The sequence below is a fragment of the Erythrobacter sanguineus genome (genome assembly GCF_900143235.1).
Classification (GTDB): domain Bacteria; phylum Pseudomonadota; class Alphaproteobacteria; order Sphingomonadales; family Sphingomonadaceae; genus Erythrobacter; species Erythrobacter sanguineus.
Genome location: NZ_FRDF01000017.1, coordinates 76,819 through 87,424, shown reverse-complemented (window position 1 = coordinate 87,424; position 10,606 = coordinate 76,819). Strand labels below are relative to the sequence as shown.

Annotated in this window: 16 protein-coding genes; 10 read left to right on the top strand and 6 right to left on the bottom strand. The window is 60.8% G+C overall.

The genetic code is table 11. The annotated features are described in order from the left end of the window. Positions 1–180 precede the first annotated feature (180 nt). The 4 genes from BUA05_RS13620 to BUA05_RS13605 all read right to left on the bottom strand — a co-directional run bounded on the left by BUA05_RS13620 (position 181) and on the right by BUA05_RS13605 (position 2,647). A complete protein-coding gene (locus BUA05_RS13620) occupies positions 181–546 on the bottom strand; it encodes a hypothetical protein (protein ID WP_425429526.1) in 366 nt (121 codons plus the stop codon). Beyond that, a complete protein-coding gene (locus BUA05_RS13615; RefSeq protein ID WP_072675572.1) occupies positions 543–989 on the bottom strand; it encodes a hypothetical protein in 447 nt (148 codons plus the stop codon). The genes BUA05_RS13620 and BUA05_RS13615 overlap by 4 nt, the downstream gene beginning before the upstream one ends. Before the next feature lie 162 nt (positions 990–1,151). Continuing rightward, a complete protein-coding gene (gene spt / locus BUA05_RS13610; protein ID WP_245790208.1) occupies positions 1,152–2,402 on the bottom strand; it encodes a serine palmitoyltransferase in 1,251 nt (416 codons plus the stop codon). Between the two features lie 2 nt (positions 2,403–2,404). Next, on the bottom strand, positions 2,405–2,647 hold the full coding sequence (locus BUA05_RS13605) for an acyl carrier protein (RefSeq protein ID WP_072675563.1): 243 nt from the start codon (positions 2,645–2,647) through the stop codon (positions 2,405–2,407). 125 nt (positions 2,648–2,772) lie between these two features. On the opposite strand from BUA05_RS13605, the gene BUA05_RS13600 reads away from it, so the two are divergent. Beyond that, positions 2,773–3,315, top strand: a complete 543-nt coding sequence (locus BUA05_RS13600) for a Pycsar system effector family protein (protein WP_072675562.1) — start codon at positions 2,773–2,775, stop codon at positions 3,313–3,315. On the opposite strand, the gene BUA05_RS13595 is transcribed toward BUA05_RS13600, so the two are convergent. After that, the gene (locus tag BUA05_RS13595; RefSeq protein ID WP_072675561.1) at positions 3,312–3,680 is read right to left on the bottom strand and encodes a response regulator; all 369 of its coding nucleotides are present in this window, start codon (positions 3,678–3,680) and stop codon (positions 3,312–3,314) included. The genes BUA05_RS13600 and BUA05_RS13595 overlap by 4 nt on opposite strands. A gap of 109 nt (positions 3,681–3,789) precedes the next feature. Here BUA05_RS13595 and BUA05_RS13590 point away from each other — a divergent pair, with 109 nt between their 5' ends. Genes BUA05_RS13590 through BUA05_RS13570 form a run of 5 tightly spaced genes read left to right on the top strand, consistent with a single transcriptional unit; the run spans position 3,790 to position 6,947 of the window. Next, on the top strand, positions 3,790–4,011 hold the full coding sequence (locus BUA05_RS13590) for a DUF3572 family protein (RefSeq protein WP_425429527.1): 222 nt from the start codon (positions 3,790–3,792) through the stop codon (positions 4,009–4,011). Continuing rightward, positions 4,008–4,628: a hypothetical protein gene (locus BUA05_RS13585; protein ID WP_072675559.1), complete on the top strand. Its 621-nt coding sequence runs from the start codon at positions 4,008–4,010 to the stop codon at positions 4,626–4,628. The genes BUA05_RS13590 and BUA05_RS13585 overlap by 4 nt, the downstream gene beginning before the upstream one ends. 2 nt (positions 4,629–4,630) lie before the next feature. Then, entirely contained in the window at positions 4,631–5,086 is a 456-nt protein-coding gene (locus BUA05_RS13580) for a RidA family protein (RefSeq protein WP_072675558.1), read from the top strand. Further along, positions 5,083–5,811: a glycerophosphodiester phosphodiesterase family protein gene (locus BUA05_RS13575; RefSeq protein WP_072675557.1), complete on the top strand. Its 729-nt coding sequence runs from the start codon at positions 5,083–5,085 to the stop codon at positions 5,809–5,811. Before BUA05_RS13580 ends, BUA05_RS13575 begins: the two co-directional genes overlap by 4 nt. Further along, entirely contained in the window at positions 5,808–6,947 is a 1,140-nt protein-coding gene (locus BUA05_RS13570) for a GNAT family N-acetyltransferase (protein WP_072675556.1), read from the top strand. The genes BUA05_RS13575 and BUA05_RS13570 overlap by 4 nt, the downstream gene beginning before the upstream one ends. A gap of 7 nt (positions 6,948–6,954) precedes the next feature. Here BUA05_RS13570 and BUA05_RS13565 read toward each other — a convergent pair whose 3' ends face one another. Then, a complete protein-coding gene (locus BUA05_RS13565; RefSeq protein WP_072675555.1) occupies positions 6,955–7,296 on the bottom strand; it encodes an SEL1-like repeat protein in 342 nt (113 codons plus the stop codon). Positions 7,297–7,594: 298 nt separating this feature from the next. On the opposite strand from BUA05_RS13565, the gene dksA reads away from it, so the two are divergent. The 4 genes from dksA (at position 7,595) to BUA05_RS13545 (ending at position 10,600) form a co-directional block, all read left to right on the top strand. Further along, positions 7,595–8,053 (top strand): RNA polymerase-binding protein DksA, encoded by a 459-nt coding sequence (gene dksA, locus BUA05_RS13560; protein ID WP_072675554.1) that lies wholly within the window; start codon positions 7,595–7,597, stop codon positions 8,051–8,053. Positions 8,054–8,287: 234 nt separating this feature from the next. Further along, positions 8,288–8,617 (top strand): PilZ domain-containing protein, encoded by a 330-nt coding sequence (locus tag BUA05_RS13555; protein ID WP_245790207.1) that lies wholly within the window; start codon positions 8,288–8,290, stop codon positions 8,615–8,617. A gap of 109 nt (positions 8,618–8,726) precedes the next feature. Next, complete coding sequence (locus BUA05_RS13550) at positions 8,727–10,166, top strand: ABC transporter substrate-binding protein (RefSeq protein WP_245790206.1); 1,440 nt, start codon at positions 8,727–8,729, stop codon at positions 10,164–10,166. Positions 10,167–10,267: 101 nt separating this feature from the next. Continuing rightward, positions 10,268–10,600, top strand: a complete 333-nt coding sequence (locus BUA05_RS13545; protein ID WP_169711479.1) for a DUF4112 domain-containing protein — start codon at positions 10,268–10,270, stop codon at positions 10,598–10,600. Positions 10,601–10,606 lie beyond the last annotated feature (6 nt).

Below are 10,606 nucleotides of genomic sequence, written 5' to 3'. Positions count from 1 at the left end.
TCGAGCACGATGCGGATCTTGTCCTCAGCCGAGAAATGGCGACGGGTTGCACGCCGGATGTCCTTCACCACCCGCTCGGCAGGGGCCTTCTTGGGGGGCGATTTCTTCAAGGAGGGTTGGGTCTTCATCTTCGTTCCTTCGTCACTACGACGAAGCCCTAACCCTCCTTAAATCACAACCTCAAATCTGTGCCATTGGTGCTGACGGGGGACATTCCGGCGGGAAAACGGCCAGCAGACCGCTTTCGCCCTCGACCATGACGGCCCGAGCTTCGATCAATGATGCAGACACCAGTGCAATGCGCGCATCGCAATGCTGTTCGGCGATCATCCGGATCCATTCCGCCCCGGCTCTGGTCTTGCCGAAGCCGCGGCCCGCCATGACCATCCAGATGCGCCAGTCACCATCCGGCGGCAGTTGTTCAGGGCGGGCAAACAGGCCCCACTGAAACGAAAACTCGTTCTTTTCACGCTGGTCGAGCGCGCCAACGACCCGCCCTCTGATTTCGTTCGATTCCTCTGCGAGCCATTCGAGCGAGGTGGTCACGGAAGCTGTCGCTCCTTAGCCTGATCCCGACTCACGCGGCGGCGTATTTCTTCAATCTTGCGATCGATCGATGCACGTACCTCGGTCGAACTCACATCGCGCGTTCTGGCCTTGGCACCTGCCGCTGTGTCGCGATGGGTCGCAAGCAGGCGAACGGCATTGGCGAAATCATAGCGTTCTGAATCGGCAGTCTTGACGTCGCCTTCCCGAAAACGTCGCAGGATCTCCATTTCCAGATGGACGTACCCTTCCGCGAGCGCGGCCGACCACTGGCGGGCGAATTCAGGCTCGTCGCGACGCGTGCGGCAAACACGGTTGACACTCACTCCCGCATGCGCGGCGGAGGTCCTTACATTCGAGGTTTCGGCCAGGTGGTCGAGAAATCGGATGCGCCAATGCCGCGGTGTCGCGATTTTGGTTTGCATCCTGCCGGCCTTGGCCATGAGCATCTCCCTTGGCGGAAACGCAAAAGGCGGCACTCCATGTGGGGAGGGCCGCCTTTCGGGCGAATCACAATTTTGCGATGATGTCCTTTGCTAACCAGAAAGCGTCACGATGTCAACACTAATTTACCAATTTGGTTATTCAGGCGTTCGCAAGGGTGGTCAGATGATGCCGATCGCCTTGCCCGCACGCTCGAACATGCCGAGGATCGTCTCGACCTGTTCGGAGGAATGCTCGGCACATAGCGAGCAGCGCAGCAATGTCATGCCAGCGGGGGTCGCCGGCGGGCGCGCAAGATTGACATAGAGGCCCTCTTTGAGCAGCGCCTCCCACATCATCGCGCCGCGTTCGAGGTCGGGCATTATCACCGCGATGATCGCGCTTTGCGGCGTCTCAGTTCCGAGCTTGAAGCCCAGAGCAGTCAACCCGCCATGCAGGCGACGCGAGTTTTCCCACAGGTGCGCGCGCTTATTGCCGCCATGCATCAGCTTGCGGATCGACGTGGCCGAGCTCGCCATCACACTGGGTGGCAGCGCGGCTGTGAAGACGTACGGGCGGCACACCAACCGCAGCACTTCGAACTTGGGGTGGTTCGACACGCAGAAGCCGCCGACTGTTCCGACGCTTTTCGAGAACGTGCCGATGATGAAATCGACATCGTCCAGCACGCCCTGTTCTTCGGCGACGCCGCGCCCGTGTTCGCCGATGAAGCCCATCGAGTGCGCTTCGTCCACCAGCACCATCGCGCCGTTTTCCTTGGAAACGCGCACCATTTCCTTCAGCGGCGCGACATCGCCCATCATGGAATAGACACCTTCGAGTACCACCAGCTTGCCCGCACCATCGGGGATGCGCTTCAGGCGCTTTTCCAGCGCTTCGACGTCATTATGCCTGAATGGCACGACCTCGGCCTTGCCCATGGCGCAGCCATCATAAATCGATGCGTGGCTATCGATGTCGAGGATGATGTAATCGCCCTTGCCCGCCAGCGTGGAGATGATCCCAAGGTTGGCCTGGTATCCGGTCGAAAAAACCATGGCATGATCCATGGCGTAGAATTCGCGCAAGGCGGTCTCGACATCGCGGTGATCGCGAAAGGTGCCGTTGAGCACGCGGCTGCCGGTGGTGCCGGCGCCAAAATCCTCCATCGCCTGCTTGCCTGCCTCGATCACATCGGGATCGAACGTCATACCCATGTAGTTGTATGTGCCCAACAGGATCGTATCGCGCCCGTTGCAGATCGCCCGGGTTGGCGAAAGCACCTGCTCCATCACCAGATTGAACGGGTCTTCGACCCCGGCAGCGAGCAGTGTCTCGCGCGTCTGGATGATCGGATCGAACTTGGCCAGCAGGTCGACAGGCCCGGTCACCATCTCGTTGGTCGTCTCGGTTTCGGTCATGGCGGGAATCATTATCAGCTATCCTGCAACTTGTGCACTGCGCTTACCAGTTGACCGTAGGTTTCGATCTCGGCCTGCTGGTTCATGCTGATGATGATGTCGAATTCGTCCTCGATCGCGGCAACGAAATCCATCACCGTCAGGCTGTCGAACTCAAGGTCGCCAGCAAAGGTTGTCGCGTCTTCCACAGCGATTCCCTTCTTGTTGAAAGGCTCAATCAGCTTGCGGATATGTTCTTCGACTTCGGCAGGGTTCATGGGGGTGCTTGCTTTCGTCGGTTGGTTGTCGGAAGGCCTTCGCCTGAGTAATACGGCTGCAAAGCGGCGGATGATGCAGCTTGTCAAGTTTTCGGCACGCCGGGGCGGAATCGGGGGGAGGGGAAATGGCTGGAAACGAACCGCGTGAGGATGAAGCGCCGCCCGCTGCTGGATCACCTTCGGTCCATACTGTCCAACTGATCCGCACCGCGCAAACCAACACGCTGCTACTGTCGCAAATGGCCGACGGAAAAGCCAACATCCTGATCGGCGCCACCTTCGTGGTATTTTCGCTGGTCATTACTCAGGCATTCTCGGACGAGGTGAAATTGTCGGTGATCTGCCTTGCCATCACATCCTTTCTTTCGGCGATCTTTGCGGTCTTGGCGATAACGCCGCCTATTCGCGCCAGAGCTATTCCGAATGAAAACTTCAACCCACTGTTCTTCAGTCATTTTTCCTTACTTCGAGAAGATGAATGGATTGCTGGCATGCTCGGCAAATTGCGCTCCGACGAAGGGCTCTACCGCGTAATGCTGCGCGATCTGTACCAGAACGGGCAAGTGCTCCATCGTCGTAAATACCGGTATCTTGCGATCGCCTACCACCTGTTTCTCGGCGGCCTTGGCCTGACACTGGTCATCTATCTGGTGGAAAACGGGATCTAGAGGGGAAGCAGCGCGCGCACAGCGTTCATGAACGGGCTGATCGACACCGGCTTCGACAAATAGCCTGCTGCGCCTGCCGCCCGAATACGTTCCTCGTCGCCCTTCGCGGCAAAGGCAGTCACGGCCAGCACCGGAATAGCCGAAAGGCCGTGGTCGCGTTTTGCAGCCTCGATCAGATCAACCCCTGAAATACCACCCAGCTGGATGTCCATGATGATAAGGTCAGGGGTCATCGACCGCGCCGTTTCCAGCACGAGATTCCCGTCGGCTACCGGTTCGACCTCGAAACCATTGGCCTTGAGCACGTCGCAAAACAATTTCCGATTGAGGTCATTGTCCTCGACAACCATTATCCGCTTTGTCACTGCTTGCCCCGCATTCGCGCCGCCCTAAGACTAACCTTGCCCGAAGGACAGGACAATCCCGCTTCGCTCCGAAACTGATTCGCCAAATCCGCAGTTGCTCGCGCTGGCCGTGCTTGGCTGGGTGCTGGACTGCGACGAGCGTGCTGGCCGCTATCTTGATTTGACCGGCCTGGATCCCGATACCCTGCGTGCCGGGCTGGACGATCCTGCGGTCCTTGTCTCGGGAATCGAATTTCTGACCAACCACGAACCCGACCTGATCCGTGCGGCTGAGGCGCTGGCCGTCACGCCCGAGGAACTGGTTGCAGCCAAGGACGCCCTATCGACATGACCCGCCCTCTTATCATCAGCGATTGCGACGAAGTGCTGCTGCACATGGTCGCCCATTTCAAGGATTGGCTGGAGGAAAGCCAAGGGGTGCACTTCAACCTCGAAGGGCATAATTTTGCGCAGGCGCTGCGTTGGCAAGACAGCGGTGAGGTTCTGGATCCAGCGGATATCTGGAAGATGCTGGGCCGGTTCTTCGATACCGAGATGGACAGCCAGTTGCCAATTGCCGGGGCAGTGGAGGGTATCAACACACTGGCAGAAAAGGCGAATGTGGTGATATTGACCAACCTTGTGGATGAACGCCGAAACAAACGCGCAGAACAATTGGCAGCGGTCGGGATCAACGCGCGGGTGTTCACAAATCAGGGGCCGAAAGGCCCGGCGCTGAAAGCGATCATGGAGGAGTTTGCTCCGACACGCGCAGTGTTCATCGATGATCTGGCGCAGCACCACGCATCGGTCGCGGAGATCACGCCGCATGTCACCCGGCTGCACCTTTGCGGCGAACCGATGATCGCCCATACGATTGATTGCGCGCACAAAGCTGGCCACGCCGAAGCCCGGATTGATCGCTGGGACGAAGCCCTGCCATGGCTGCTTGAACGACTGGAGAATTGACCATGAACTACACCACCCGCCTCGCCGAACTCGGCATCACCCTGCCCAAGGCCGCAGCCCCCGTCGCCAGCTATGTGCCGGTGGTGGTGCATGGCGGCATGGCCTATGTCTCGGGCCAGATCGCGTTTGTCGATGGCAAGGTGATGACCGGCCGGCTGGGCGATGATGTCAGCCTTGAAGGCGGTCAGACCGCCGCGCGCGCTTGCGGGCTGATGATCCTTGCGCAGCTTCAGGCCGCCGGATTGCTCGACCAGGTCGAGCGGGTGGTAAAGCTGGGTGCGTTTGTGAGTTCGACTCCGGAATTCACCGATCATCCCAAGGTCGCCAATGGCGCCTCCGATCTCATGGAGCAGGTGTTCGGCGGGGCAGGCCAGCACGCTCGCGCGGCCGTGGGTGTAGCGGCCTTGCCGCTCGGCGCGGCTGTGGAAGTCGATGCGATTGTCGCTCTGAAAGCATGAGCGCAAGGCGCGCTACGGACTGGCTGACGGATTGGGAATATGCCCACCGCGGGCTGCACGGTCCGGGCGTGCCGGAAAATTCGCGCGCAGCGGCGGAGGCGGCGATTGCCGCAGGCATGGGCATTGAATGCGATATTCAGCGCAGCCGTGATGATCACGCGGTGGTGTTTCACGATTGGGCGTTGCAGCGTCTCACAGGAGTTGCGGGCGAAACCGAACAACGGCTTGCTGAGGAACTGGAAACGCTAAGCCTTCTGGGTACCGATCAGCATCCCATGCGGCTGGCAAAATTCCTCGATGTGGTGGCAGGTCGCGTTCCGCTGCTGATCGAGATCAAGTCCCGCCCTGGTTATGACGTGGGATCAACGTGCCTTTATGTCAGCCGCCTGCTCGCCAATTACGCGGGCGACCATGCCGTGATGAGCTTCGATCCGCGCGTTGCGAAGTGGTTCCGCAGCAATTCGCCGGATACGGTTTGCGGCCTCGTCATGCGGGAAGATGATCATGGCCACACGCAGAAAGCCTGGCAAAGGCGTCTGGCCCTGTGGCTCGCCAAGCCCGACTTTCTTGCCTACCATATTGCCGCTTTGCCCCGCCGCTGGGTCGCTCGTTTGCGCGCCAAAGGGATGCCGGTGCTGACCTGGACGGTCAACTCGCCCGAAACTCGTGCGCGGGGGCTCGATCATGCCGATGCGCTGATTGCCGAAGGTGAAGGTTTCGCATGAGTGATCGCGAATTGATCGTTCGGCTTGCGCCCTCGGTGGGCAGTTTCGATGCCGCTGAATGGAACGCGCTTAGCGGGAATGACAACCCCTTCGTTTCCCATGAATTCCTCACCGCCTTGGAAGACTCTGGTTCGGTCGGGCCCGGCACCGGGTGGGAGCCTGCGCCGATCGTCATCACGGATGATGCGGGAAAGCTGCTCGCGGCGATGCCCTCCTACGCCAAGGGGCATTCCCAAGGCGAATATGTGTTCGATCACGCTTGGGCGGATGCGTGGCACCGGGCAGGCGGGCGCTATTACCCCAAGCTCCAGATTGCCGCGCCTTTTACCCCTGCCACGGGCCCGCGCCTGCTGCTGAGCGATCCAAGCCTTGCTCCGCATCTGTTGAAGGGCGCTGAGGCTGTATGCCTCCAGAACAAAATGTCGAGCGCCCACGGGACCTTCATCGCGCCCGACCAATTGCCGCTGTTCGAGGCAGCCGGCTGGCTTGCCCGCGCCGATATCCAGTTCCACTGGTTCAACCGCGGCTATGCCAGCTTCGACGATTTCCTCGGGGCGCTGTCATCGCGCAAGCGCAAGGATTTGCGCAAGGAACGCGCCGCGGCAGTGGAAAGCCTGACGATCCGGCACTTTTCCGGAAACGACATCACCGAATCCCATTGGGACGCATTCTGGGTGTTCTATCAGGACACCGGCGCGCGCAAATGGGGCCAGCCTTATCTGACCCGTGAGGCCTTCAGCTTGCTGGGCGAGCGGATGGGGGATCGGATCTTGCTGATCCTTGCGTTTGATGGCGATACACCGATTGCCGGTGCGCTCAATTTCATTGGGACCGAGGCGCTCTACGGAAGATACTGGGGCTGCACCCGCGAGGTGCGCTTCCTGCATTTCGAACTGTGTTATTATCAAGCTATCGACATCGCGATTGCGCGCGGTCTTGGCCGGGTCGAGGCTGGCGCGCAGGGAGGACACAAGCTTGCGCGCGGGTATGAACCGGCGCAGACTTTTTCCGCGCACTGGATCGCCGATCCGGGCTTTCGCGCCGCAGTTGCCGATTTCCTCGAACGCGAGCGGGCGGGGGTTGCCTCCGACCAGCTCTATCTCGGCAAACGCACGCCGTTTCGAAAGGGCGACTGACCGCCTGTCAGGCCGCGCGCAGTCGCTCCTGCGCGAGCCACCGGCGCGCACGGCGCTGGGCTTCGGCGATTTCACGAGCAGTCATTTCATGGGAAATGTCAGCCCGGCAATGCGCCGCTTCATGATGGCCGCGGGCGGCAGCCAGATTGAACCACTTGTGCGCCTCAACAAGATCACATTCGGCCCCGTTGCTACCCGTGGAATAAGCCACTCCGAGATCGAAGCAGGCATTCGTGTCGCCGTCTGCGGCCGCTGCGAGCCAGTTTGCCAGTGCAAGATCAATCCCCACGCCGGTGAGTGTTTCACGTGAAGCATCCGTTTGTTCGCCCATGATCGCGATCAGTTGCATGTTAGTCCCCGTCAATCGCCAAACCGCCCCTGCGGCCCTTTGCATCCAGAGAATTCGGCCAACATGGTCAAAAATTGGTTAATGCCTGCCGCCTTTCTGCTGTCGCCGGCAAATGCGCGCGCAAAACGACTGTCGGCGGCCTTTCCCTTGGCCGAATGCCAAAGCCGCTTGTGTGCAAGGGGGGGCTTCCCTATAGCGCGCCCATAGCTTCGACTGGCCGGGCTCGAGTGCACCGAAAGAATATTCAGGTGCCAACGCGCGGTGGCTTCGCAAGCAGCTCTATGGGATTAGAGGACACATGGCATCTGCGGCGTCTGACGAAATCGACATCCTTGAAAAGGCCAAGCGTTTGCTAGCTGAGGACTATGTCCCGAGCGAGGACGAAGACTACATGAACGAACGGCAGCGGGCCTATTTCCGGATGCTGCTGATCGAATGGAAGCGCTCGATCCACTCCGCCGCCGGGCAGACCCTGCAATCGCTTGCCGACGGGCCGATCCGCGAGGCGGACCTTACCGACCGTGCTTCAAGTGAAACCGACTGGGGCATCGAATTGCGCACGCGCGACCGGCAACGCAAGCTGGTGGCCAAGATCGATTCCGCCCTGCGGCGGCTGGACGAAGGCGAATATGGCTATTGCGAGGTCACCGGCGACCCGATCGGTCTGCGTCGCCTGATCGCCCGCCCGGTTGCTACGATGACTGTCGAAGCGCAAGAAGCCCACGAACGCCGGGAAAAGATCTCTCGCGACGACTGAGCGCGAAGCATACCTCCACATTCTGCCCAGTTCTGGGACGATCGCCCTCATGGTAGCACCTTGCGGGACTATTTTTACCGTCTGTTAACTGCGTCCGGTTAGCGCGTTATGGCGCTGGTGAGCGCTGCGCGGTAACCCGTTCGGCAGCCCTCAGGGCAACATGCAGGTCAAGGAGGCGAACCTGAAATGACGGGGGTTGAAACACGGAGTCTTGTACGAGACAGCCTGTTTTTGTTGGCTGACATCCGGTTTGAACAGGATTCCGAAGCCCACCGCGTCCGCGTGCGCAATCTCTCGGATGGCGGAATGATGGCTGAAGGCAATCTGAGAGCGAAACGCGGCCACCGCGTGGAACTCGAACTGCGTAATATCGGCATTGTCGTTGGCAGTGTTGCCTGGGTGCAGGACAATCGCTTCGGGATTGCGTTTGACAACGAAATCGATTCCCAGAAGGCACGGCGCCCCTTGCGGGCGGGTGAAGCCGATTCCGGCACCGCGTTGAAACCATCCTGGGCGCATCGCGCTCCGCCGCCAGTCGAACCATCGAAGCTGCGCAAGCTTTGATCCCCTTTTTCCCAGTCATGTCCGGGAAATTAAGCGTCACTGCAAGCTGACCGCCTCGTTTCAAGCTGCTAGACGTCGCCAGATGCGAGTCTGGTTATCCCTTTTTGTCATGCTTGCGCTCGGCTCATGCGGGCCGTCCAATGGTAGTGGGCCGGTCGAAGTCGCGATCATCGGCACGCCCGAAAGCCTGTTTCAGCAAGGAGTGCGGCTTTCCCCTTCGGCCCAGCATTTGCGGGCCACCACGTTCGAGGGGTTGGTTGCGCTCGATCAGGGCGGTCAGATTGTCCCGGCCATTGCCGAACGCTGGATCATTACCGATGACGGTTTGAGCTATATCTTCCGTCTGCGCGAGGGCACCTGGCCGGATGGCGAGGAGATCACCGCTGCAGATGTGCGCCGTCTGTTGCGTGACGACATCAGGCGATTGCGAGGCACTTCGCTCGGTCTTGATCTTGCCAAGGTCGAAGAAATCCGGGCCATGACCGGGCGCGTTATCGAAATCCGGCTGTCCGGACCGATGCCCGATTTCCTGCGCCTTCTGGCCCAGCCCGAACTCGGCTTCGTCAAAAGCGGCGGTGGCTCGGGCCCGATGGTCCTTTCGCGCGATGAGGATACGATGCTTGCACGGCTTTCGGCACTGCCGCCCGAGGCACGGGGCTTGCCGGTGCGCGAGGATTGGGAGGCTCTGGCCCGACCGCTGGAAGTGCGGGCGCTTGCGGCACAAGAGGCGGTCGCCGCTTTCTCGCGCGGCGACATTGATCTCGTCCTTGGCGGCAGCCTCATTGATTTTCCGTTGGCTGAGGCAGGGCCGCTTTCGCGCGGAACGATCCAGGTCGATCCAGCGCTCGGCCTGCTGGGACTGGTGATCCGCCAGGAAAAGGGTCTGTTGGCCGATCCAGTGCGGCGCGAGGCGTTGTCGATGGCGATCGACCGGGCAGCGCTGATCCAGCCATTCGGACTGGGCGGCTGGCAGGCCAGCACCTGGATCGTGCCGCCGGGGCAGTTTGCAGGGGCCGCCGTCCCATCCCAGCGCTGGCAGGATCTCTCGCAGGACGACCGGCGCGCGATCGCTGCAGGCCGGATGCGGGAGTGGGTGGCGCAATCGGGCGAAGAAGCAAGGGTCCGGGTCGGTCTGCCGGTGGGGCCTGGCAGCGATCTGCTGTACCGGCAACTGACCCGCGCTTGGGCTGCGATCGGCGTTAACGTAGAGCGGGTTGCGCCGGGCGACGGAGCCGAAATCGAGCTGCGCGACAATGTTGCGCGCTATTCCTCGCCGCGCTGGTACCTCAACCAGTTCCACTGTTCGCTCAAGGCCGGTCTATGTTCGCCGGAAGCCGATGCATTGGTGCGCCAGTCGCTTGACGAGCGCGATCTGGCAACGCGCGAGAAGTTGCTTGCCGAAGCCCATGCGGCATTGGTGGCGCGTGAGGCCTATATCCCGCTCGGCGCGCCGGTGCGCTGGTCGCTCGTGCGCGGCTCGATCGCCAATTACCGTGCCAACCAGTGGGGCCTTCACCCCTTGTTCCCGCTGTCCCAGCCCACCACATAGTTTGGGAAAGGAGTGCCGCATTGAACCACACCCGCCCTCGCCCCGTCAGCTTCACGCTGCCCACCGGCACCGATGCTGCATCCGTGCGTGCGCGGGTCGAAATGATGGAGCATCTGCTCGAACGCAGCTTCGTGATTCCCGGGGTGAACATGCCTGTGGGGATCGATGCTCTGATCGGGCTGGTGCCGGTACTGGGCGACGTCGTGACTGCCGCAATGGGTGCCTACATCGTGTGGGAAGCGCGCAATCTCGGCCTGCCCAGATGGAAGCTCGCGCGGATGGGATTGAATGTGCTGTTCGACACCGCGATCGGCGCAATCCCGGTGGTGGGCGATGCCGCAGACTTCGTTTTCCGCTCCAACACCCGCAATCTGAAGATCATCCGCAAACATCTCGACAAGCACCACCCGCAAACGCAGGTGATCGAGGGGTAATTTCCT